This is a genomic window from Marilutibacter aestuarii, assembly GCF_006546775.1.
Taxonomy (GTDB): Bacteria; Pseudomonadota; Gammaproteobacteria; order Xanthomonadales; family Xanthomonadaceae; genus Marilutibacter; species Marilutibacter aestuarii.
The window spans coordinates 1-23381 of sequence record NZ_VICE01000066.1 but is presented as its reverse complement, the minus strand read 5'-3'; the positions used below and the strand labels follow the sequence as shown (position 1 = coordinate 23381).

Sequence of the window (23381 nt, the reverse complement as noted above, 5' to 3'; positions counted from 1 at the left end):
TCACTGGAGAGCAGGTCCATGGCTACCGCAAAGTCGAGAAAAAACTAGCCGGCGAGTGCGCGCCATACGTGCGCGCAAGCCCAACATTCACGTGATCCGGGGTGACGACATTGGTATTTCCAACCTCCGCTGCTACTCGCATGGATGGATGGGCTACCAGACGCCCAACATCGACCGCGTCGCGCGCGAGGGCATGATGTTCACGGACTGATACGGCGAGCGATCCGCCAAATCTCCTTGAGGTCGTGAATCGAGTCCAATCCTTCGAAGTTCATCTCCATTTCGGTTCCAGGATATGCCTGTCCATCGAGTTGGCCGCGCGCTTCTCCAGCCACCGTTCCGGTCGTGCAGACGAATTTGCGCAAGGCTGACTACCACGACCTTCACAAGCTGGCGTCCCGTTGCGGGCTTTCCTTGTCCTGCGCGTCGTCGTGAGTCGAAGCCCGCGCGTCGGAGTTCGGCGGCATCGCGTAGGAGTAGGCCTTCCAGCCGTTTCCGCATGTTGGACTGACGATGAAGTCCATGCGCGTCGTTACGTTGTCGGGTGGGCCGTCTCAGCGCGCGAAGGGTGACAGGGGCGTCCAAATGCCGAAGCTGACGTTGGAGCCACTCCTTGAGGGCTGACATAATATGCATTATGCGAACTGACTTGTTGTACGATTTCATGGCCAAGCCGCCTCCTACGCGGTTTGAGTGTGACCAGCGGTAGCCTCCGCTGGCAAGTGTTGCCCTTCGGGACAACGCAAAAGCGGGTCATCAGGGGCGGATTCGTCCGCCTCTGGCGACTCCGCCCTCGGCGCTCCAGCGCCTACAGCAGAAGCGGCGCATCCCTGCGCCATATCCGTTGGGGGCTGCGCCCCCAACACCCCGCATTCCTCATCTGGCCAAACCATGCCCTCCGGAAGATCGGGGTAAACGCAGCCCGAGGAACCAGTCACGCCTAGTCCCAATGCCTGGGCATTGATGCGTTGCCTGAAGATTCCTGCAAGAGCGTCCCGGAAATCGGCCCGGCTGGCCCACGGCAACCCATCATCCAAGAAGGATTCGCCGGGCGGCGGGCTTTGCAGTCGAGATGCCGCATAGAACGCAGCGAACGCGTGACGAATCACCTGCTCGGGCGTAATCCAGTCCCAGCAGTCCCGAGGCCGCCGCTCAAGCCCATGACCCGTCACGAGCCCACCCCCATAGCGACGGGATCAAAGGGAGAAGGGTCACCGCTTCGCGGCTCCAGAGTCCTCCCCGTGTTACTACACGGGGGAAGCGCCCACCACGAAGCACCCACAGAGAATCCCTCCCAAGCCAGTTGAGGGGGTTTGTTTCCAGAACAGTGGGGCTGCATGCCGTCCCGGCGTTCTATCCGGGTGACCTCCCCGCCAATCCCCCCCAAGGGGGTTATGGGGGTTTCAAGAAGCCCATCAGGCTTAGCTTTCAGCGACATTGCATCGCCTGACGACTGTAGCACGATCGAAATGGGGGCGTGCGGCCGCGGCCTAGAGTCGGCCTTGCCGTCCGCCAACGCCCCCCCATCGTTCATCTGATTCCTGTCACGTTGTCGGAGCAGATCACTAAAGGCATCCGCACGCCGGAACAGCAGAGACAGCCACCCCATATCAGCCGGAACCAACTCATGACTCTCTGGCGTAACCAGCTTCCCACGCACGACCCTGTAGCTCTGCCATGCGGGATCCACGAACTCGCCATGCCGAAGGACGCGGAGCAGCTTGAAAGCGGCATAGCTAGGCCGAGACTTCCCGGTTTCCCAATGGCCGATAGTCCGCAGGCTCACACCGAGCAAGTCGGCAGCGTCCTGGCGAGTGAGTCCGCCGAATACGCGAGCGTCCCTAAATTGCTCGGCGGTGATCTGATTCCGACGCGGCGCCCTACCCCATTTGCCGGTCCGAGACGCTGAACGAGAGCGCCCCTTATGCATTATGCGAAGTTAAGGATAGGCCCATGGTAGTCTCACCTGGCGCGTCAGACGCCTTTCACGGCGCCTCCTTCGGCGCTGCTGCCCCATTGGCGCAAGGCTGTCCTAGCCCGCCGCGTAGGATGCGCAGGACTTCGTCTATGACCTCCGGCGACTTGTACAGGTCGTGTCCGGCGTCGACGACCAGGGTCGAGTCCGCGCCTGACAGGGTCGCGCTGTCGAGTGGCACGACGCCGTCGCCGTCGTGGTTGGGGCGCTTGCCTGCGATCGTGTGGTAGCGGATGCCGGGGGCCGGCAGCAGGGATTCGCCCGCGCGGCGTACCGGGTGGCCGGCGTCGAGCGTGATGATGCTGTTGAGCCGCGATGCCGCGTAGCTGTCGACGAGTTCGGGTTGGATCGACTCCGGGTTGGCCCGCGCGAGCCGCCTGAGGGCCTGGATCTCGGGCGCCCGCCGGCCCACCAGGGCCTCGGCGATCCGGCCCGTGAAGCTTCGCGCCCGTGGACTGCCCTTGTGCGGTGCGGCGAGCATGACGACGGTGCAGACGCCCGGATACGGACGCAACAGGAAGGTCGATGCGATGCCTTCGACGTCTTCCGGGCTGCCCGGGAGCCGCTCGGGCGGCACGGTGAAGGCGGCGTTCCATAGCGTGTCGCCGCTGTCGACGGCCAGCATGCGGGCGACCACGCCGCCCAGGCTGTGGCCGACCAGGACCATCTTCGCCCGTGCCGGATCGTCGCCTTCGGGGTCGAGCAGCGACCACATCCGGTCGAGCGACTGCTGGACGCGTCGTCGCGACACCAGCAGTGGCGCGTTGGTCTGGAACACCACGTGCATGACCTGGTAGGCGTCGCGGAGCACCGGATCGGCCCAGATGGCCCCGGAGAGTTCGGCCCAGATGATGGGATGGCTGCCGAGCCCGTGGATCATCACCACCGGCGTGCGCCTGGGGTCGTAGTCGCGCAGCAGGTAGACCCCTGCCCTGCCCTCGATCGCATCGCCGCCGAACAGGCCGAACACGCCCTGGCTGGGCAAGCGCGACCGGGTCGCGCCGACCGCGTAGAACGACAGCGCGTCGAACGCGGGACTGACGACATGGCCGGCGACGACGATCGGCGGTGAGGTCACAGGGTCGACGATATGCAAGGTTGGCGTCTGGCCTCCACCGAAGTCGACCCAGGCCGTCGCCCACTGGTGGATCCCTTCCGCGGGGTACACCTCGCAGCGGGGATCGTCCTCGCAGCGATCGGTGCGCAGGACCACGGGCAGCCCGAATCCCGGCTGTCGGTAGGTCCAGCCGGTAGGCAGGCGTACGTCGGCAGCCGGCGTGACCTTCAGTGCGCCGCGGAACATGCGGCTCGCGCCCACGATCTGCACCCTGAGCGGCACGCCGTCCACGCGTGCGACGCCGGGCAGCCAGCCATCGGCTCGCTGCCGGAACAGGTCGAGCAGGAAGCCATCGGAACAATGCGCCAGCAGGCGGAGCGCCGGGGCAGCATCGGTGCCCGGGGGCTGATCGCCCGCAGCCGCTTCCGCGTCGCGCGTGCATCCTAGCCAGGCATCGGCGCGGCGCGACGAGTGCGGCTGGCGAGCCGCGGCCCGGGCCAGGTCCAGGGCGCGTTCGAGCCCCGGGTCCGCCGCCGTGGCGGGCGGCGGCGATATCGAGGCAGGCGGCGTGGTCGTGCATGCGCAAAGCGATGCCAGCAGGCATGCGACGGCGAAGCGAGCGAGTCGCACCACTGGCCCAAGGGTCGCACTCGGCACGGGCGCTCGGATCGCCACCTCGCCGGTCGCGCTCAGGAGATCGGCGCCCCCAGCGGGGTTTGGCGCGCGTGGCGCAGCCGTGCGACCTGCCACGCCGCACCCACCAGGTACACCGCGAAGCCGATGCCGACGCACAGCTTCAGCATCGGGTCTTCGGGGCCGGTGAAGGCCGGTGATCCGAGCGGCAAGCGCGTGCCGGTCTCGGTCAGGCCCGGGATCAGGTGGAAGAAGAGCGTGATCAGGTAGGCGAGCGCGGCCACGTAGGCGGCGGGCCCTGACCGGCCCGCGCGCCGCTCCGCGCCGAAGCCGATGGCAAGCGCGACCAGGGTCATGATCGCCAGTGCATGCGGGGGGCCGAAGCCACCGTGCCGGAAGATGAAGAGCCCGGTGACCGACGTGGCGACCGTCAACAGCACGTACGCCAGGCCCGATCCCGTGCGGGTGCCGAGCGTGCCGTGGCGGACCAGTGCGACGATCCCGCATGCGACCGCGACCAGCGCGATCAGAGTGTGGAACGCGCCGAAGGATGACAGGTTCAGCATCTCGAGCATGGCCGTTCTCCGCTAGGTGGCGGCGGGTGATTCCCGGTGCGATGGCGCCTCAGCTGCGGGCGAAGGCGAGCAGGTCCGCGTTGAGTTGTTCCCGGCTGGTGTCCCCGAGCGAGTGCGAGCCGCCCGGATACACCTTCAGCGTGGCGTTGGGCACCAGTTCCACCGAACGCCGTGCCGCGGCATCGATCGGTACGATCTGGTCGTCGTCGCCGTGGATGATGAGGGTCGGCACGTCGAACTTGCGCAGGTCTTCGGTGAAGTCCGTCTCGGAGAAGGCCTTGATGCAGTCGTAGGCGTTCTTGAAGCCGGACTGCATGCCCTGCTCCCACCAGGACCGGATCTGGCCCTGCGAGACCTTGGCGCCCGGCCGGTTGAAGCCGAAGAACGGACCGCTGGCGACGTCGAGGAAGAACTGGGCGCGGTCCGCCAGATAGGCCTCGCGGAAGCCGTCGAACACCGACAGTGGCAGGCCGCCGGGGTTGTCCGGCGTCTGCACCATGATCGGCGGGACCGCGCCCATCAGCACGGCCCTGGACACGCGCGACGTGCCGTGGCGGCCGATGTACCGGGCGACTTCGCCGCCACCGGTGGAATGGCCGACCATCATCACGTCCTTGACGTCGAGGTGCTCGAACAGCTGCGCGAGGTCGTCGGCGTAGGTGTCCATGTCGTTGCCGCCCCAGGGCTGGCTCGAGCGGCCGTGGCCGCGACGGTCATGGGCGATGCAGCGGAAGCCGTGGCTGGCCAAGTGGAATACCTGCGGGTCCCATGCATCGGCCGACAGCGGCCAGCCGTGGCTGAACGAGATGACCGGTCCGTCGCCCCAGTCCTTGTAGAAAAGCGTCGTGCCGTCTCGGGTGGTGAAGGTAGCCATGCGCGGAGCCTCGCTGGGATGGGGAGGAAGGGGCGCGCCAGCCACGGGGAACGGAAGGGGCGGCAACGCGAAGGCGGCTGCCGCGGCCAGGCCACCGGCCAGCAGGCGACGACGCTGGGCGTCGTGCAGGTCGAAGGCGGGGTCGTGATGCATCGGCCGCGTTACCCGGTGTGGTTGGCGAAGGCCCGAGCGTGGCGCTTCCCTCCCCTGCCGGATTGCATTTTCGTGCGGTGTCGCAGTCGCAGGCTCAGAGCTGGATGATGCCGCGGCGTATCGCGATGGTGACCGCGTGCGTGCGGTCGTTGGCGGCGAGCTTCGCCATCAGGCTCTTCATGTGCGCCTTGACGGTCTCGTCGGTGATGCCGAGCCGTCGCGCGACGGCCTTGTTGGAATTGCCGTTGGCGACTTCGCGCAGCACCTCGATCTCGCGCGTGCTCAGCGTTTCCTCGCCCACGTGCGCTGCCAGCGATTCGGCGACCTCCGGGGGGACGCGGCGGCCGCCGGCGTGGACGTGGCGGATGGTCTCGACCAGTTCGCGGCGCAGCATGCTCTTGAGCAGGTAGCCATTGGCGCCCGCGCGCAACGCACGCAGGGCGCGCACGTCGCCCCGGTACGTGGTCAGCACGACGATGCGCGCATCGGCATCGAGCTGCCGGATCGCCTCGATCGCGGCGATGCCGTCCATGCCGGGCATCTGCAGGTCCATCAGGACGACGTCGGGGTGATGCCGTGCATACAGTTCAACCGCCTCTCGGCCGTCGGTCGCCTCGCCCTGCACGTCCATGTCGGGTTGCGCGCCGAGCACCGCCGCGATGCCTTCGCGCAGCAGCGGGTGGTCGTCGACCACCAGGACACGGATCGATGGCCCGTGCACTGCGGGGTCTGGAGGGTCGAGTCCGGCGATCGACGTCGGGATCATGACGGTGTGCCTCCGAAAGCGGTGCGCAACCAGGACCATCGGGAGCTGCGCAGGCAGGGACGATAGGCGCTTCCCGCGTCGATCCGCAATTCGACTTCGGTACCGGCCCCCGCGCGGGACCAGATACGCAGGCGGGCGCCGATGCGGGACGCGCGCTCGCGCATGCCGTTCAGCCCCCAATGCCCGGGTCGGCCGCCCCGCTCCAGTGTGTCGTCAGCGATGCCGACGCCGTCGTCGAAGATGCGCAGGCGCAGTTCGCGGCGTCCGTATTCCACGGTGGCGCAGATCCGGCCTGCCCCGGCATGGCGGTAGGCGTTGAGCATGGCTTCGCGTCCGATGCGGTAGAGCTCGTCGCGGACGATCGGGTCGAGCGCCTCGGCGTCGCCCTGTGCGCTGACCTCGATGTCGGGTCCGCCGGGCTCGCGCAATTCGGCCGCCACCTGGCCCAGGAGCTCTTCCAGGTGGCCGGCGTCAGGGGCGGTGGCGCGCAGGTCGAGCACGCGGTCGCGGCCTTCGACGAGCACCTCGTCGGCGCGCTGCAGGGCATGCTCCATCGCACTGCGCGCCGGGTCCAGCGACGGCAGCGTGTCAGCCACGGCCTGGAAGCGCAGGATGAGGCCCTGGATGCTCTGGAGCAGCGTGTCGTGCAGCTCGCGGGCGATCCGCTCGCGCTCGGCATGCCGTTCCTGGAGGCGTCCGCGGATGTGCATGCCGAGCTGGCGCAGGCGCAGGTAGTAGGCCAGCCACAGCAGCGCGACGATGGCCAGTACGCACAACACGGCAAAGCCGCGGGTCTGTTGGAACGCTGGCTGGATGTAAAGCGCCTGGCTCGCCGGTGCCAGGCTCCAGACCCCGTCTTCGTTGGCCGCCATGACCTCGAAGCGGTATTCGCCCGGGCCGAGGTTGGTGTAGAACACCTGCCGTCGCGGGCCGGCCTCCTGCCAGCCGTCATCGACGCCGAGCAGTCGATAGCGGAAGGCGACGCGCTCGGGCACGCCGAGGCTGGTGGCACCGTAGCCGATCTCCACGTTCCGCGTTCGCGGTGGCAGCACGACACGCGGGCCGGCCGGAAATTCCGTGTTGGCGGTCGAGATCGAACGCATCATGACGCGCGGTGCATGCGTGTTGCGACCGACCCGTGCAGGGTCGATCCAGGCGACGCCCTGGTTGGTCGAGACCCAGACGCGGCCGTCGCGGCCCTTCAGCAAGGTCGGCGTCGAGCTCGACTGCACCGCGACCCCCAGCAAGCCATCGCGCTCGTCGAAGAGGCGGATCGAGGGCGGCTGCAGCCTGGCGAAGGCGCGCGTCGCCTCGCGGTGAGGGAGCTGGACCACGCCGCGGATGCCATTGAGCCACAGGCCGCCATCGGCATCCTCGGCGATACCGGTGACGGCACCCAGTTCGGGCACGGCGTTCGCGCCCAGGGTCCGGAAACGGATGCCATCGAAACGCGCGAGGCCACGTTCGCCCGCGACCAGGAAGTGGCGCCGGCCGGGGTACAGGGCAGTGACATCGCCCATTTCCAGTCCCTCGCGCGTCATGCGCCGGAAGTGGCCATCGCGCCACCAGGCGACCTGGCCATGGCGCTCGGCCATCCAGAGCCTGCCTGCCGCGTCGAAGGCGAGCACGCGCGGCTGGAGCGTCGTGGTTGGCAGCACCCGCTGCCAGGCACCGGCCGCGTGCCGGAAGAGTCCGCGGTCGAGCAGGCTTACCCAGAGTGCGCCGTCGGGCGCCGCGGCCATGGCCAGCACGTCGTAGGTGGTGACTGCGGTGGGCGTCGGCAGCGGTACCTCTTCCAGCCGCGCCCCGCGCAGTCGCCAGAGGGCGCGTCCCAGCAACCAGAGCTCATCGCCGGTGCCGCCGGCGATCGAAAGCACTTCGGGGATGGCCATGGCATCGCGCCAGGTGCCGTCGCGTTCGCGCAGCAGGCGTTCGCCCGTCCCCACCACCATCCCACCCCGGCTGGTGGCGAGGCCCAACCCATGGTGCGCCGTCTCGAGGGTGGGCGCGAGCATCATCGCGTCGCGTCGACGGAAACGGTTGAGGCCCAGGTTGGTCCCGATCCACATGTTGCCTTCGATGTCCTCGAGCACCGGTACGGCCATGTCCGAACCCAGGCCGTCGCGGCGCCCGAACGCCTCGACCCCGCGGTCGGGCGTCCAACGCACCGCGCCGCCATTGCGCGCATCGGTCAGCCACAGCTGGCCGTCGCGCGCGACCGCCATGCGCTTGGCCGCGATGTCGGCGAGGGCCGGGGCGGCTTCCGCGCTGAAGCGGCCGTCCTGCTGGAGGATGCGGCGCGTGCCGTGCGTGGCATCCGACAACCACATCTGCCCGTCGTCGGCTTCGGCCATCACCGCCTCGATCCCGATGTCGAAGTCCGACGCCTCGAAGCGCGGCGATCCGGGGCGACGGCGCAGCAGGCGTTCGCCGGTCGCGGCCCAGAGGGTCTCCGAGCGGTCGACATGGACCCAGAACACCGGGCCCGCGGGCACGCCCTCGGCCTCGCCGATGCGCGCCCAGTCCCCGCCCCGCCAGGCCGCGAGCCCGCCGGATGTCGCGGCCCAGACGGTGCCCTCGCCATCCTCGGCGAGCCGGTACACCGCGCCCGCGGGGAAGCCGGGGCCCGGCGGGTAATGCTCGAGGCGGCCATGGTGCAGGTGGCTCGTACCGCCGCCGAAGTAGCCCACCCACAGGTCGGTATCGTCGCGAAGCAGCAACGCCGTCACATTGCCGGAAAGCCAGTGCCCGCCGCTGGGCGGCGTCACCGCCGAAAAGGCGATGCCGTCGAAGGTGTAGAGCCCGCTGCCGGTGCCCAGCCAGAGGTGGCCGTCGGGCGATTGCGCCAGCGCCCAGACGTCGGCGGGCGCGCCGTCCCGGAGGGTCCAGGCGGTGTGCTGCCGGTCGGGCAGGCCGGGATCCGGGCCAGGCGCTACCGTCGCCGCCCGTGAGACACAGGCAACTCCTGCAAGGGCGAGCCCAAAGGCCAGCCAGCGTCGAGCGGATCGAAGGGCCAGGACGCGTCATCCGTGCCGGGGGAGATCGCCTTGTCATCCTAACGATGCCAGCGGCCAATACCAGTCACGGCCGCTCCCCCTTTCGGGTGATCCGGGTGGCACGCGGATTGGGGTAACGCCCCGGCCCTGCCAGGGCGCAGCCTTGGATGCACGCAGTCCCCCACCCGCCTTCGAGGTGCTCCCCCGTGCCTGCCTGCGATCCCCTCCCCCACGGCGATGCCCATGCGACGGGCGGGCTCGACCCGCGCGCCTTCGAGCGGGTCAACCGCTTCATCGGCGACCACCTCGGCGAGCGCTTCTCGCTGGCCGAGCTGGCCGCGACCGCCTGCATCAGCCGCTTCCATTTCGCCCGGCTGTTCCGGCAGCGGACCGGCACCAGCCCGATGGCCTACGTGATGCGGCTGCGGGTCGAGCGGGCGAAGGTCCTGCTCGCCGAGGGCGATCGATGCATCGCCACGACGGCGGCCGACCTGGGCTTCTTCGACCAGAGCCATTTCACCCGGACGTTCCGCCGGGCAACCGGTGTTCCCCCACGGGCCTTCTCGCGCCTGAAACGACACGGCACGTCCCGCAGCGAACCCCGCTTGCCGGACTGCGTTCCTTCCTGCACGCCACGGCGTGCCCACGACGAGTGAACCCCCAATGGCCAGGATCCTGGTGCTGTACTACTCCGCATATGGGCATGTCGAGGCCATGGCCCGTGCCGTCGCCGAGGGCGCGACGGGCGCCGGCGCCACGGTCGACGTGAAACGCGTGCCCGAACTCGTTCCGCTCGAGGTGGCGCAGGCGTCCCAGTACAAACTCGACCAGCCGGCCCCGGTCGCGGCAGTGGCCGAGCTGGCCGACTACGACGCAATCATCGTCGGCACCGGCACGCGCTTCGGGCGCATGTCCTCGCAGATGGCCAACTTCCTCGACCAGGCAGGTGGCCTGTGGGCGCGCGGCGCGCTGCATGGAAAGGTCGGCGCCGCGTTCACCTCGACCGCCACCCAGCATGGCGGCCAGGAAACCACGCTGTTCTCGATCATCACCAACCTGCTGCACTTCGGCATGGTGGTCGTCGGGCTCGATTACGGCCATGCCGGGCAGATGACCCTCGACGAGGTCACCGGCGGCTCCCCGTATGGCGCGAGCACCATCGCCGGCGGCGATGGCTCGCGGATGCCGAGCGAGAACGAATTGCAGGGCGCGCGCTACCAGGGGCGCGTCGTCGCTGAAACCGCCCTCAAGCTTCACGGCTGATCCCTCGCCGGCATTCGTCTCCTCCCCCGCTTCCGGAACCGTCGCCATGCCCAAGGCCACCCCTGCCGCCGCGTCTTCGCTTCTCACGCCCACGAACCACGTGCTCATCCTCGTCGACCACCAGTCGCAGATGTCCTTTCCCGTCCGCTCCATCGACGTCGCCCTGCTGCGCACCAACACCGGCATGATCTGCAAGGCGGCGGCCGGCTTCGAAGTACCGACGCTCCTGACGAGCGTCGCGATGGCGAGCTTTTCCGGCCCGCTGTTCCCCGAGATCGAAGAGGTGTTCCCGGACGCAGACGTCATCGACCGCACGACGATGAATGCCTGGGAGGACGCCAGCGTCGTCGCGCGTGTCGAGGCGATCGGGCGCGACAGGTTGGTCTTCGCAGGCCTGTGGACGAGCGTGTGCATCGTTGGCCCGGTGCTCTCGGCGATCGAACAGGGCTTCCCCGTGCATGTCATCACCGATGCCTGTGGCGACGTCAGCGACGAGGCGCACGAGCGTGCCGTCCAGCGGATGCTCCAGGCGGGCGCGGAGCCGATGACCAGCCTGCAATACCTGCTCGAACTGCAACGCGACTGGGCGCGCGCCGCGACCTATGGCCTGGTCACCGGGATCGCGCGCAGCAATGCCGGCGGCTACGGGATCGGCATCCAGTACGCCAAGTCGATGTTCGGCGCCGAGGAAGGCCACTAGCGCCCCACCGGCGCGGGGGACTGGACCATGCCCGACGCCACTCGAAGGCGATTCCTGCAAGGACTGGCGGTGGCCGCGAGCGGCCTGCCGCTGGACGCACTCTCGATGCATTGGAGCAGCCCGATGGCCGAGCTCATCATCCACAATGCCCGGATCTCCACCCTCGCCCGGGCCGGGACCGGCACGCCGCCGGAAGCGCGGGCGCTGGCCGTCCGCGACGGCCGGATCATGGCCATCGGCGACGAGGCGCGCGTGATGGCCCTGGCGTCGCCCGCGACGCGGGTCATCGATGCCGGCGGTCGGCGGATCATCCCGGGCCTCAATGACAGCCATACCCATCTGATCCGGGGCGGGTTGAACTACAACCTGGAACTGCGTTGGGATGGCATCGGCAGTCTCGCCGACGCCATGGGCCTGCTGAAGGCGCAGGTCGATCGGACCCCTCCCCCGCAATGGGTCCGCGTCGTGGGCGGCTTCAGCGAGCGCCAGTTCGACGAGAAGCGCCTGCCGACCCTGGATGAGCTCAATGCGCTGGCCCCCGACACGCCTGTGTTCCTGCTCCACCTCTACGACCGCGCCCTGCTCAATCGTGCCGCCCTGCGCGCGGTGGGCTATGGCCCGGAGACGCCCGATCCGCCCGGGGGCCGGATCGAGCGTGACAAGGCCGGCCGACCGACCGGCCTGCTCCTGGCCGAGCCGAATGCGTTGATCCTGTACGCGACCCTCGCCAAGGGCCCGCGGCTGCCGGTCGAATACCAGGCGAACTCCACCCGCCATTTCATGCGCGAGCTGAACCGGTTGGGCATCACCTCGGTCATCGATGCTGGCGGCGGCTTCCAGAACTACCCGGAAGACTACGAGGTCATCCAGGCCCTGCACGCCGCGGACGAGCTCACGGTGCGGATCGCCTACAACCTGTTCACCCAGAACAAGGGTGGAGAACGCGAGGACTTCGAGCGCTGGACCTCGATGCTGCGCCCGCGCCAGGGCGACGACCGCCTGCGCCACAACGGCGCGGGCGAGATGCTGGTGTTCTCCGCGGCGGACTTCGAGGACTTCCGGCAACCCCGCCCGGACCTGCCCCCGACGATGGAGGCCGAGCTTGAGTCCGTCGTGCGCCTGCTCGTACAGGAACGCTGGCCGTTCCGCATCCACGCCACCTACGACGAGAGCATCACGCGCATCCTCGATGTCTACGAACGGGTCGACCGCGACCAGCCTTTCGATGGCCTGCGCTGGACGGTCGACCATGCCGAGACGATCTCGGCACGCAGCATCGAGCGCATTGGAGCGTTGGGTGGCGGGATCGCGATCCAGCATCGGATGGCCTACCAGGGCGAGTTCTTTGCCGAGCGTTATGGCCGTGAAGCGCTTGCCCACACGCCGCCCGTGCGACGGATGCTGGAAGCAGGCCTGCAGGTCGGCGGTGGCACCGATGCCACCCGCGTCGCCAGCTACAACCCCTGGGCGGCACTCCACTGGCTGGTCAGCGGCCGGGGCGTGGGAGGCACGCAATTGTATGGCGACGACAACCGGCTCGAGCGCGAAGAAGCGTTGCGCCTGTGGACGAGCGGAAGTGCGTGGTTCTCCGGTGACGAAGCCAGCAAGGGCACGCTCGAACCCGGGCGACTCGCGGATTTCGCATTGCTTTCGGGCGATTACTTCACCGTGCCGGAGGCCAGCATTCCCGAGCTCTACAGCGAACTGACCGTGGTTGGCGGGCGGATCGTGCACGGCGGTGGCGGCTTCGCGCCGCTGTCTCCGCCCCTGCCCCGGCCCATGCCCGACTGGTCGCCGGTCAACCTGTCGCGACCGGCGTCGCCGGTCGTGGCGGCCTCCATGCCGCCTCACGCGTGCTGCGTCCATGCCCACGGGCCGGTGGCGCCTGCCGCGCCCGTCGCGGACCTGCGGGCGTTCTGGGGCGCGCTGGGCTGCAGTTGCTTCGCGTTCTGACATGGCGACGGCCGCGACGCCGGCAGGACCATGGACACCGCTGCGGCAGCCGGTGTTCCGTGCCATGTGGCTGGCGCTCCTGGTCGGCAACATCGGGACCTGGACGCACGACGTCGCCGCGGCGTGGTGGATGACCGAACACACCGGCTCGCCGCTCTGGGTGTCGGCGGTGCAGGCCGCGACCACGCTGCCCATGGTGCTCTTCGCACTCGTCGCCGGCACGCTCGCCGACATCGTCGACCGGCGCCGCTTGCTGGTCCTGGCGCAGTGCTGGATGTTCGCCGTGGCAACCCTGCTCGCGCTGCTCGCCGGCGAAGACCGCCTACCACCGGAATGGCTGCTGGGCCTGACCTTCCTGCTCGGCTGCGGCGCGGCCATGGCCACCCCTGCGCAGGTGGCCATCATCCCCGAACTCGTCCCCCGACCGATGCTCGCGCCCGCGATCGCCCTCAACTCGCTCGGCATGAACATCGCGCGTTCGATCGGCCCGGCATTCGGTGGCGTGGTCGTGGCGCGCTGGGGTGCCCACTGGGCGTTCGCGATCAATGCCGCCACCTTCCTCGGCGTGGCCGTCGTGCTGATGCGGTGGAAGCGCGAAGCTGCCTCGCCGGCCCTGCCGCCCGAGCGCTTCGCCGGCGCGTTCCGGGCGGGCTTGCGTTACGCCATGCATGCCGATGCCTTCCGGGCCGTGCTGGCGCGCGCCGCTGGCTTCTTCGTGTTCGCCGGGGCACTGCCCGCGTTGCTGCCGGTGGTCGTGCGGCAGCGGCTCGAGGCGGGCGCGGGCGCCTACGGTCTCCTGCTCGCCTGCATCGGCATCGGGGCGATCGCCGGCGCACTGGTGCTGCCGCGCTTGCGGGCCCGGCTGGCGAGCGACCGCCTTGTCGCGTGGGCGTCGATGCTGTGCGCCGCGACGATGGGCATCCTGGCGTGGGCGCCCTTCATCGCCGGCCTCGTGCCGGTGATGCTCGCCCACGGCGTGGGCTGGATCTGCGTCCTTTCGACCCTTCAGGTGGGCGCACAGATGGCGGTGCCGGCCTGGGTGCGCGCACGCGCGCTCTCGCTCTACATCCTTGTGTTTGCGTCCAGCATGGCCATGGGCAGCCTCGCCTGGGGGGCAGTTGCGCAGGCCGCAAGCGTGCAGCTGGCACTGGCGCTGGCCGCGTTCGGTCTCTTGATATCCGCGCTGGCGACGCGACGCTTCCGGCTTGCAGCCGGCGAGGCGCTCGACCTCGCCCCATCGGCACACTGGCCGCACCCCCTCGTGGCACCCGATAATCCGGGTGAGCGCGGACCGGTGCTGGTGACGGTGGAATACCGGATCGACGCAAGCGACCGCGACACGTTCGGCGAATGCATGCGCCTGCTCGGCCAGAGTCGCCGGCGCGATGGCGCCGTGCAATGGATGCTCTTCGAGGACGTCGCCGAGCCGGGCCTGTTCTTCGAATCCTTCCTGCTGGCTTCCTGGAACGAGCACCTCAGGCAGCACGCGCGGGTCACCCAGGAAGAACGCGCCCTGCAGGAACGCCTGGCGCGCATGCACCGGGGCGAATCGCCGCCCCGGGTCCGGCATTTCATCGGTGCAGGCGCCCCCTGGGCACGGGATGGCGCGGCATGAGCGTGCGGCTGGTGATCGCGATCGTGCTCGGTGTCGGCATCGGATTCGCATGCGGGCTCTCCGGGATTCCCGCACCCGCGCCGCCGGCGCTCGCCGGTGCATTGCTGGTGGTGGCGATGACGCTCGGCTACCAGGCAGCGGACGCGTGGCTGGCTCGCCGCGCCGCCCGGCATCGACCCGATTGCGGCGGACCCAGCGGACACGGGCGAGGCGCGGCGCCATGAGCTTCCTGTTCGCGCTCGGTTTCGCCACGGCCCTGCTGATCGGCGTCGGCTGTCGCCTGCTCGACCTGCCGCTGCCGGCGCCGCCGCGCTGGCAGGGCGCGCTGCTCGTGGTCGCGATGACCCTGGGGTTCCTGCTCGGTGCGCACCTGCATGGGCCAGGTGCCCAGGCTCCCGCGCCGGATGTTGCCGGCGCTTCTTTCCCAGCCCCGCCACTGGAGCCCCCACCATGAGTCCAGCACTCGAAGCCACCACGCACCATGTGGACGTCGCCGGCGTGCGCGCCGCGTATCGGTCCATCGGCGAAGGCCCCGTGCTGTTGATGGCCAACCGCTTCCGCGGCACGCTGGATACCTGGGACCCGCGCTTCCTCGATGCACTGGCGCGCGAGCGCAGGGTCATCGTGTTCGACTTCCCGGGCGTGGGCTACTCCGATGGCGAGATTCCCGATGACATCGCGCTGGCCTCAGCGTTCATCGACGGGCTGGCATCCGCGCTGGGCCTGGATCGTTTCGCCCTGCTTGGCTGGTCGTGGGGCGGACTGGCCGTCCAGGCCTACCTGCTCGAGCATGGGCAGCGGCTCACCCACGCGGTCCTGCTGGCCACCAATCCTCCCGGCGAGCTCCAGATCCCACTCCAGCCCTCGTTCCTGGAGCGCGCCCTGAAGCCGGTCAACGACCTGGAAGACGAATACGTCCTGTTCCATGTGCCTGACTCGGAGCACAGCCGTGCACGGGCGCGAGCGTCCTTCGGACGGATCCACGCGCGCGAGGGCGTCGTCGACCGCATCCCGTCCTCGCCCGACCAGTTCCAGCGCTACTTCGCCGCCGCGGCGGGCTTCCATGCCGACCCGGGCGATCGTCGCGGCCGGCTGGGCGCAGCCGGCCTGCCCCTCCTGGTGCTGTGCGGCGACCATGACAGCAGCACGGCCGGAGGCAACTGGTTCCCCCTGATCGGGGCCTTGCCGGACGCCCGCTTCGTCTACTACGGCGATACCGGCCATGCCCCACACCACCAGTATCCGGAGATCGTGGCCGACGCGATCCTGGGTTTCCTGTCCGAAGCCCGGGGGTAGCGTGGGCCGTGGCCCGGGCCATCGGACGGATGGCCGCGGCGCGTGGTGCGGACGGCGCCCCGCACCGCTCGTTCCGGCCTACCATCATGCCGGTGGGACCGGGCGGCCGACAGACAAGGAGAATGGATGGAAATCAAGGGCAGCGCGGCACGCGTCAGCGTGGCGCGACGTGGACATGGGTCGAAAGCGGTACTTGTCGCCTGCGTGGCTGCCACGCTGGCGATGACGGCTTGTTCCAGCGAGGCCGACGTCGTGGCACCTGCCGCCGCACCGCCACCGGTGCAACTGGCGCCACCCGTGCCGCCGGCGTTGACGCCCGCCGCCCGCGAGGCGCGGCTGGCCGAGATCCGCGAGAAGCGCATCGAAGCGGCGCGTCTGGAACAGGAAGCCAGGCTCGAGGCCGACCGCGCCCGCGAAGCGCGCCGTGAAGCCGGGGGGCGATGCATTGGCGGCGTGCTCTATCGCAAGCAGGGCAATGCATGGGTCGAGGACGGCCGCTGCTGACCGGGGTGGGCCTCGCGTCGCCCGGCCGCCCCACGACGGTTTTCCGCCCCGACACCGGCTTCACGCCTGCGTGCGAGGATTCGCGTTCCCGCAGTCGGTATGAGGTCATGCGATGGCGCGCCCGATCTGGACCGGGACCCTGTCCTTCGGTCTGCTCAACATCCCTGTTTCGCTGATGTCGGGCGAGCGGCGAACCGACCTGCAGTTCCGCATGCTCGATGCCCGCAGCAAGACGCCGATCCGGTACGAGCGAGTGAATGCCGAAACCGGCGAGGAAGTGCCCTGGAAGGACATCGTCAAGGCCTTCGAGTACGACAAGGGCAGTTACGTGGTGATCGAGAAGGAGGACATCGCCTCCGCAGCGCCCGACAGCCACGAAACGGTCGAGGTCGAGGCCTTCGTCGATGCCGGCGACATCCCGCTGCAGTACTTCGAGAAGCCCTATGTGCTGGTGCCCGCGAAGAAGGCCGAGAAAGGCTACGTACTGCTGCGCGAGACGCTGAAGGAAACCGGCCAGGTGGGGGTCGCCCGGGTCGTCATCCGCACCCGTGGGTACCTGTGCGCGGTGGTGCCACAGGGCGATGCCTTGCTTTTGCTGCTGCTGCGGTATCCGCAGGAGCTGGTCGATCCGGCGGACTATCGGCTGCCTGCCGGCAAGACGGGCGAGTACCGGATCAGCGACAAGGAATTCGACATGGCACGCCAGCTGATCAAGTCCATGTCGGGCAAGTGGGCGCCGGACGACTACCACGACGAGTTCCGGGAGCAATTGCAGGACGTCATCCGCAGGAAGATGAAGTCCAAGGGCGCCAAGGCGAAAATCGAGGAATCCGAGCACGAGCTGGACGAGGACGCGACGACCAATGTCGTCGACTTCATGGCCCTGCTCAAGAAGAGCATCGACAGCCAGAAGCGCACGCCCGCGAAGAAGGCCGCCGCGAAGAAGGCCGCCTCCAGGAAGTCGGAACCCGCTCCGAAGAAGTCGGCAGCCAAGAAGAAGCCTGCTGCGAAAAAGAGCAGGTCGAAGTCGACGCGCAAGAAGGCGGGCAAGGCCTCCGCGTCGTCCGCGAAGGACACCCGCAAGGCCGGGTGACCGGTGGCGCTGCACGAATACTCGCGAAAGCGACGCCCGGGCACGCCCGAACCACTGGCGGGTGTCGTCAGTCGCGGCCATCGCCCGGTCTTCGTGGTCCAGCTCCACCATGCCAGCAGCCGGCATTACGACTTCCGGCTGGAGATGGATGGCGTCCTCAAGAGCTGGGCCGTACCCAAGGGGCCCTCCCTCCGGGCCGGCGAGAAGCGGCTGGCCGTCGAGGTGGAAGACCATCCGCTCGACTACGCCGGGTTCGAAGGCGATATCCCCGAGGGCCACTACGGCGCCGGCCATGTCGATGTGTTCGATCACGGCCACTGGGCCATGGAAGGCGATCCCCTGCCCGCCCTCGCCCGGGGGAAACTGGATTTCACCCTCGCCGGCGAGAAGCTTTCCGGGGGCTGGAAGCTCGTCAGGACCGGGATGCAAGGCAAGCAGCGGCAATGGCTGTTGATCAAGCGCGACGACGCGCACGCCTCGGATCAGGATGCAGACGACCTGCTTGGCGACGAAGCGAAGCCCAATCCGCGCCACGCCCGCGCACCATCCAGGCGACGCACTTCGACGAAGGCCAGCGCCCACGGAGGCCGCTGGAAGCGCAAGGCCGCCGACCTCGAGGGCGCGCGCGCCAAAGGCTTGCCGATGGGATTCGAGCCCGTGTTGGCGACGCCTCGGGACGCGCCGCCGGCCGGGGAACACTGGTTGCACGAGATCAAGTGGGACGGCTACCGCGTGCTCGCCGATCTCTTCCAGGGCAAGGCCGTGCTGCGCTCGCGCAATGGCCTGGACTGGACCGATGCCCTGCCGGAGGTGACCCGCGCCGTCGAAGCGCTGCCTGTGACGGAGGCCTGCCTGGATGGCGAGCTCGTGGTCCTCGAGGCGGATGGCAGGAGTGACTTCGCCGAACTCCAGCGGGTACTGGAAGGCACGTCGCGCGCGCGCCTCCGCTACCTGGTGTTTGACTTGCCCGGCCTGGCCGGGGTCGACTTGCGAGACTCGCCGCTGGTCGAACGCAAGCGCCTGCTACAGGCGCTGGTGGGCGAGACACCGGGCGTGGTGGCGTACAGCGACCACATCGTCGGCCACGGCGCGAAGATGTTCGAGGAGACCGCCAAGGCCGGGATCGAGGGCGTCGTGAGCAAGCGCGTGGACAGTGCATACCGCTCCGGACGCAGCGGCGACTGGGTCAAGTCCAAGCACGCCACGACCGACGAATTCGCCGTCGTGGGATTCACCGAACCCAAGGGCGCGAGGTGGGGCTTCGGTTCGCTGCTGGTGGCTTCTCCCGACGGTACCTCCTGGCGGTACATGGGCCGTGTCGGTACCGGCTTCGACGAACGCACGCTCGCCGCCCTGCACGAAAGACTCATTGCGCTGGAACAGAGCACCGCGCCCGTCGAGCTTCCGGCCCACGCGCCCTTCTCCCGCTCCAGCGTGACCTGGGTAAAGCCTGAAGTGGTGGTGCAACTGGCGTATCGCGGTCTGGGCAAGGAAGGCTTGTTGCGCCAGTCCAGCTTCCAGCGGGTCCGCCACGACAAGGCGGTCGGGGACCTGGGCGGAACGCGTTCCTCCCCTGCCCCGCAACGGTCCGAAGGAGGCCACATGCCGATCACGCATCCGGACAGGCGCATGTTCGCCGACAGCCCGTATACCAAGCAGGACGTGGCCGACTACTACCGCGCCGTGGCCGATTACCTGCTGCCGGAACTGGTGCGGCGACCGCTGTCCCTGCTCCGCTGCCCGGACGGAAGCCAGTCGCCCTGCTTCTTCCAGAAGCATCATGCCGACAGCCTGGGGCCGCACGTGCATGCCATCGCCCTGGAACAGAAGAGCGGCCGCGAGGACTACCTGTACGTCGATGGCATCGAAGGGGTGCTGGAACTCGTCCAGATGAATACCCTGGAACTGCATCCCTGGGGCGCGACCACGGATTCCCCGGAAACACCCGACCGGCTGGTCTTCGACCTCGACCCGGGCGATGGCGTGGCCTGGAAGAGCGTCGTCGCCGCGGCCCGCGAGGTCCGGGACAGGCTCGGCGAGATCGGCCTGGAGAGCTTCGTGCGCCTGTCCGGCGGCAAGGGCCTGCATGTCGTGGTGCCGATGCGCCCGGGCGTCGACTGGAACCAGGCGCGTGCGTTCTGCGAGGGCTTTGCGGTCGCCATGGCCACGCAAGCCCCGGATCGCTACCTGGCCAGCATGGCCAAGGCCAAACGCAAGGGGCGCATCTTCATCGACTGGTTGCGCAATGCGCGCGGCGCGACGAGCGTTGCCTCGTGGTCGCTGCGCGCGCGACCCGGGGCACCGGTCGCCGTGCCGTTGCGCTGGGAGGAACTCGGGCGCGTGGCAGGCCCCGGCGCCTACGATCTGGACGGGGCACGGCGACGCGCGGCCCGGCTCAAGGACGATCCCTGGGCCGGCATCGGTCGCGTCGACCAGGCCCTGCCCGACTTCGGCGTGTAGCGACCGGCTGCGACCGGAGGCAGTCCCTGCGCAAGCGTTCCGTCGACGCACCCATTCGGTCAGAACGTGATCGGGATGCGCGCGGTCAGGCTGAGGTCGGGCGTGTCGCGGGTGAGGCCAGCGCCGACGACGACGTTCAGCGAGACGTGCTCGTTGTAGCGGTAGGTCCCGCCCAGCAGCAGCGTCCCGAGATTGAGGCGCACCGAGCCCGGCAGGTCCTCCCCGTTCTGCTGGGTGCGGTCGACGACGTTGTGGTCGTAGCCGATGCTGATGGACGCCTTTTCATTGAGCGCCAGGCCCATGCCGAGGTTGAGGCCGATGATGTCGCCCGCGTCGATCTCGCCCAGGAACTCGGTCTGCCCGCCCAGCACGGTGCGCGAGACATTGTCCCGCTTGAAGTTGTGCAGGTAGCTCAGGGTGCCGAAGAACACCACCGGATCCGACGGGAACAGCCAGGTGACGCCGGGCTGGATCGCCTCGAAGCCGCTGCCGGTGGGCAGGTCCAGCGGCAGGCCGGTGCCCGTCGCGTTGGCGACGCAGCGGGTCACGCAGTCGGTGATGACCTCGAACGGGTCGCGCCCGGTGCGGCTCTTGTAGCGAAGCCAGCCGATGTAGAACGGCTTGTCGGCGGCGCCCTGGTTGATCTGGTAACGCAGGGTCGCCTCGATGTCGCCCATGCCCTTGCCCTGCGCGTTGAACACGTTGTCCTGGGCCGATCCGGTGAAGATCTCGCGGCTGACCGTGTCGCTGTGCGCGTAGACGTAAGGCACCTTGGCCTCGATCTCCATGCGGTTGGTGATGCCGTAGCGACCGGTGAGCGTGGCGACGGTCGTCGTGGTCTTGACCTGGCGCACGTCGATCAGGCCGATCAGGATCGCCGGGATCACCGTGTACCCGACCAAGGCGACGCGATCGTTGGCGTAGTAGCCGTACTGCACCGAGGGTTCCAGGATGAAGCTGCGCGCCGGGGTAAGCACGCCGGGCTGGTCGAAGATCTGCGCCACTTCCGGTGGCCGCGTATCGGCCTCGGGGGCCTGGCCGACGGGTTGGGGTTGCGTGGACGCCAACGGCTCGGTGGCCTGCGTGCCGCCCTGCGCCCGGAGGTCGAAGGCGCCGGTCGCCGCGATCGCGGCGCCACCGCGACCGCGCGCGTTGCCCAGGATCTCGTCGTCCAGTGCGCGCTGCAGCGCATCGAGGTTCTGCTGGCGATGTTGCAGGGCCGCGCGCATGTCGTTCAGCGCCCGTCGCTCGTCGTTGATCTGCGCCTGCAGGGCCTGCAGGCGGGCCTCGCCGTCCGCGGCCTGCTGCGCCCACGCCATGCCCGGGACGGCCGGCAGGAGCAAGCAGGCGACCGCCGTGGCGAGGGGGTGGAGGGTTGAGTGCGATCTGCCTTTCATGCGAACTCCCGGTGTGGTCGCCTGGCCCTCACTCAGCGTCCCAGCGCACCCAGTTGCGCGTCGACGAGGGCATCGTGGAAGTTGATCGACTTGAACATGCCCAGCGTGTCGACGCCGACCTCCAGGCGCGTCATGGCATTGATGCGCTGGTCGTCCAGGGAGTTCTGGACGACCAGCGCGCCGGTCGCCGTGCCCGCGACGACGCGGTTGCCCTCGCCCACCTGGACCAGGAGGCCGCGGTTGAACTCGGCCAATGCCTGCGCCTGTTCGACGGTAATGTTGGCGATGTCGGGAATGCGCACGCTCGCCTGTGCGACCAGCGTCCCGTTGACCCGTACCACGCGCTCGATGCCGAACGACAGTACGGGCCCGCCCGGCAACTGGAAGCCGCCACGTATGTCCGCGAGCCGTTCGATCCCGATCGGCGCCCATTCCGCTCCCAGGCCATTGGGCGCGGGCGGCGCGCCTTGCACCGATGCGGCATTCAGGAGGGCCAGCAGGCCGCCGGCCACGATGGCGAGGTGTGCGGATGCGCGCATGGTCTAGATGTCCCCGGGACCGCGCCGCGGCACGGTCACGTTGCGCAGGCCATCGCGCTGCACGCCGGTGGCCAGTGGCGCGGGCGGCGCCGTCCGCCAGTCCGCGACCTGGTTGAAGCGCGCCAGCGAACGGTGGCTGTGCACGACGAACAACACACGGTTGTCCCAGAGTGCCTCGAAGCGCGAACGCGGCATCGCCCGCGTGCCGCGCGCGGGGTCGCCCAACAGCACGCGGCCGTTGCGCAGCCCCTTGACCACGACGAAATGCCGGTAGCCGCGGTCGTTCAACAGCACGATGGCGGGGATGCCCTCCTCCTCGAGCTTCTCGAGCGGGAGTTCGAAACCGTCAGCCTCGTAGCCCATCGTCGCCAGGTAGCGGCGCATGTCGAGCAGAGAAAAGCCTTCGGCCTGGATCTTCTTCTGGTCGCCATGCGTATACATGCGCACGAACACGTCTTCTTCCGAAACGGGGTGCCCATACTGGTACGTGAGCAGGGTCGCAGTCGCCGCGGAGCCGCAGCTGAAGTCGAACTGCTGCGGCACGGTGGTCTTGAAACGCGCTTCCTTGAGACTGGTCACGCGCAGCATGTAGGCGCCCGCGCCGGGCACGCGGACCTCGGTGTTCGAGGCCACGGCAAGGCCACTGGCGCCGCCCAGCAGCGCCAGCAGTGCGTAGCGGGCGAGCCAACCACGCGTCATGGCGTGGGGCTCGAGAACTGCACGCTGACTGCGGTTCCCGACTGGATCAGGACGTTGCTGCCACTGTTCTGGATGACGGTGTTGATGCCACTGGCATGGCCGAAGGCGCCACCGTCGAGCAGGTTGTCGCCGGTGATGACATGGTCGGCGGTATTGCCGTCGACGAGTCCGTCGATCACGACGTTGCTTTCGGCGCCGTCGCCGCCGCGCAGCCGATCCAGCGCGGCCGGGTCAAGGGCGCGCCAGGCATCGGTACCGGTCGCAGGGGGCGTCGACGCGTTGGCGTTGGCGTCACCGGCCGCGACGACGATTGCCGGCGGGGGCGCCGAATGGGCGCTGCCGGTCCATGCCAGGGCCGCGGCCAGTACCAGCACTGCCAGTTGGATTGGATTGGGTGCGAACATCTGCATTGCTCCTCAAGCGCGCGCTTCCGTACCGGCCCGGGGCCCCCATGCCCGCTGCCCGGAGGCAGCGGGACTTCTCCCGGGCGTCGCTGGGACCATGCCGGGCCACTCCGGCATGGTCCCGGAGCCCCGCTTACGGGCCGACCGTGAGGTTCGCCTGCACGGTGATGCCCTGCTGGATCAGCGAGGCATGGCCGCTGCTCTGCGCCGCGATCGTGATGCCTGCCGCGTTCTGGCCCACGCTCGTCATGTAGTTCGACGCATTGAACGTACCGGCGCTGTTGCCGACCGAGCCGCCGGCACCGCCCGACGCGCCCGCGCCGCCGGAGCCCGCTCCGCCCATGCCGTCGCCGCCCATGCCGTCACCGCCGTCACCGCCGTCACCGGCAGTGGAGGCGACGTTGCCGGCGTTGCCGCCGGTGGCGCTGC

Annotated in this window: 23 protein-coding genes and 1 pseudogene; 12 read left to right on the top strand and 12 right to left on the bottom strand. The window is 69.0% G+C overall.

Annotated elements, in window-relative coordinates; genetic code table 11:
- Positions 1-55: 55 nt before the first annotated feature.
- The gene (locus tag FKV25_RS06740; protein ID WP_211345389.1) at positions 56-211 is read left to right on the top strand and encodes a sulfatase-like hydrolase/transferase; all 156 of its coding nucleotides are present in this window, start codon (positions 56-58) and stop codon (positions 209-211) included.
- A 172-nt stretch (positions 212-383) separates the two neighbouring features.
- On the opposite strand, the gene FKV25_RS16205 is transcribed toward FKV25_RS06740, so the two are convergent.
- From FKV25_RS16205 to FKV25_RS06710, 7 genes are all read right to left on the bottom strand, one after another.
- On the bottom strand, positions 384-524 hold the full coding sequence (locus FKV25_RS16205; protein ID WP_170218570.1) for a hypothetical protein: 141 nt from the start codon (positions 522-524) through the stop codon (positions 384-386).
- Between the two features lie 644 nt (positions 525-1168).
- Complete coding sequence (locus tag FKV25_RS16650; RefSeq protein WP_141518022.1) at positions 1169-1930, bottom strand: VC1465 family Xer recombination activation factor; 762 nt, start codon at positions 1928-1930, stop codon at positions 1169-1171.
- Positions 1931-1985: 55 nt separating this feature from the next.
- A complete protein-coding gene (locus FKV25_RS06730) occupies positions 1986-3662 on the bottom strand; it encodes an esterase/lipase family protein (RefSeq protein ID WP_141518021.1) in 1677 nt (558 codons plus the stop codon).
- A 59-nt stretch (positions 3663-3721) separates the two neighbouring features.
- Positions 3722-4240, bottom strand: coding sequence for a DUF2306 domain-containing protein (locus FKV25_RS06725; protein WP_211345388.1), 519 nt, complete (start codon positions 4238-4240; stop codon positions 3722-3724).
- 49 nt (positions 4241-4289) lie between these two features.
- Positions 4290-5267: an alpha/beta fold hydrolase gene (locus FKV25_RS06720; RefSeq protein ID WP_211345387.1), complete on the bottom strand. Its 978-nt coding sequence runs from the start codon at positions 5265-5267 to the stop codon at positions 4290-4292.
- A 94-nt stretch (positions 5268-5361) separates the two neighbouring features.
- Positions 5362-6033, bottom strand: coding sequence for a response regulator (locus tag FKV25_RS06715; protein WP_141518020.1), 672 nt, complete (start codon positions 6031-6033; stop codon positions 5362-5364).
- Positions 6030-8753, bottom strand: a complete 2724-nt coding sequence (locus FKV25_RS06710) for a sensor histidine kinase (RefSeq protein ID WP_141518019.1) — start codon at positions 8751-8753, stop codon at positions 6030-6032. The genes FKV25_RS06715 and FKV25_RS06710 overlap by 4 nt, the downstream gene beginning before the upstream one ends.
- A gap of 482 nt (positions 8754-9235) precedes the next feature.
- Here FKV25_RS06710 and FKV25_RS06705 point away from each other — a divergent pair, with 482 nt between their 5' ends.
- From FKV25_RS06705 to ligD, 11 genes and pseudogenes are all read left to right on the top strand, one after another.
- On the top strand, positions 9236-9685 hold the full coding sequence (locus FKV25_RS06705; RefSeq protein ID WP_170218569.1) for a helix-turn-helix transcriptional regulator: 450 nt from the start codon (positions 9236-9238) through the stop codon (positions 9683-9685).
- A gap of 7 nt (positions 9686-9692) precedes the next feature.
- Positions 9693-10292, top strand: a complete 600-nt coding sequence (gene wrbA / locus FKV25_RS06700) for an NAD(P)H:quinone oxidoreductase (protein WP_141518017.1) — start codon at positions 9693-9695, stop codon at positions 10290-10292.
- Positions 10293-10338: 46 nt separating this feature from the next.
- A complete protein-coding gene (locus tag FKV25_RS06695) occupies positions 10339-10992 on the top strand; it encodes a hydrolase (protein ID WP_141518016.1) in 654 nt (217 codons plus the stop codon).
- Positions 10993-11115: 123 nt separating this feature from the next.
- Entirely contained in the window at positions 11116-12945 is a 1830-nt protein-coding gene (locus FKV25_RS06690; RefSeq protein WP_141518084.1) for an amidohydrolase, read from the top strand.
- Between the two features lies 1 nt (position 12946).
- Positions 12947-14560, top strand: coding sequence for an MFS transporter (locus FKV25_RS06685; RefSeq protein ID WP_141518015.1), 1614 nt, complete (start codon positions 12947-12949; stop codon positions 14558-14560).
- The gene (locus tag FKV25_RS06680; protein WP_141518014.1) at positions 14557-14784 is read left to right on the top strand and encodes a XapX domain-containing protein; all 228 of its coding nucleotides are present in this window, start codon (positions 14557-14559) and stop codon (positions 14782-14784) included. Before FKV25_RS06685 ends, FKV25_RS06680 begins: the two co-directional genes overlap by 4 nt.
- A pseudogene (locus FKV25_RS16465) lies at positions 14781-14921 on the top strand (XapX domain-containing protein); the annotation flags it as partial. The gene FKV25_RS06680 and the pseudogene FKV25_RS16465, both read left to right, overlap by 4 nt.
- Positions 14922-15010: 89 nt before the next feature.
- Entirely contained in the window at positions 15011-15856 is an 846-nt protein-coding gene (locus tag FKV25_RS06670) for an alpha/beta fold hydrolase (protein WP_141518012.1), read from the top strand.
- Positions 15857-15982: 126 nt separating this feature from the next.
- Complete coding sequence (locus FKV25_RS06665) at positions 15983-16360, top strand: hypothetical protein (protein ID WP_141518011.1); 378 nt, start codon at positions 15983-15985, stop codon at positions 16358-16360.
- A 112-nt stretch (positions 16361-16472) separates the two neighbouring features.
- Positions 16473-17453: a non-homologous end joining protein Ku gene (gene ku / locus FKV25_RS06660; RefSeq protein ID WP_141518010.1), complete on the top strand. Its 981-nt coding sequence runs from the start codon at positions 16473-16475 to the stop codon at positions 17451-17453.
- Between the two features lie 3 nt (positions 17454-17456).
- Entirely contained in the window at positions 17457-19913 is a 2457-nt protein-coding gene (gene ligD / locus FKV25_RS06655; protein ID WP_141518009.1) for a DNA ligase D, read from the top strand.
- Positions 19914-19972: 59 nt separating this feature from the next.
- Here the strand turns inward: ligD and FKV25_RS06650 are convergent, their stop codons facing one another.
- From FKV25_RS06650 to FKV25_RS16200, 5 genes are all read right to left on the bottom strand, one after another.
- Positions 19973-21310 (bottom strand): acetate kinase, encoded by a 1338-nt coding sequence (locus tag FKV25_RS06650; RefSeq protein WP_141518008.1) that lies wholly within the window; start codon positions 21308-21310, stop codon positions 19973-19975.
- A gap of 32 nt (positions 21311-21342) precedes the next feature.
- Positions 21343-21849, bottom strand: coding sequence for a hypothetical protein (locus FKV25_RS06645; RefSeq protein ID WP_141518007.1), 507 nt, complete (start codon positions 21847-21849; stop codon positions 21343-21345).
- A gap of 3 nt (positions 21850-21852) precedes the next feature.
- On the bottom strand, positions 21853-22548 hold the full coding sequence (locus tag FKV25_RS06640; RefSeq protein ID WP_141518006.1) for a C39 family peptidase: 696 nt from the start codon (positions 22546-22548) through the stop codon (positions 21853-21855).
- Entirely contained in the window at positions 22545-22952 is a 408-nt protein-coding gene (locus tag FKV25_RS06635; RefSeq protein ID WP_141518005.1) for a hypothetical protein, read from the bottom strand. Before FKV25_RS06635 ends, FKV25_RS06640 begins: the two co-directional genes overlap by 4 nt.
- Positions 22953-23085: 133 nt before the next feature.
- On the bottom strand, positions 23086-23381 hold a 296-nt coding region (locus tag FKV25_RS16200), incomplete at its 5' end, for a hypothetical protein (protein ID WP_211345386.1).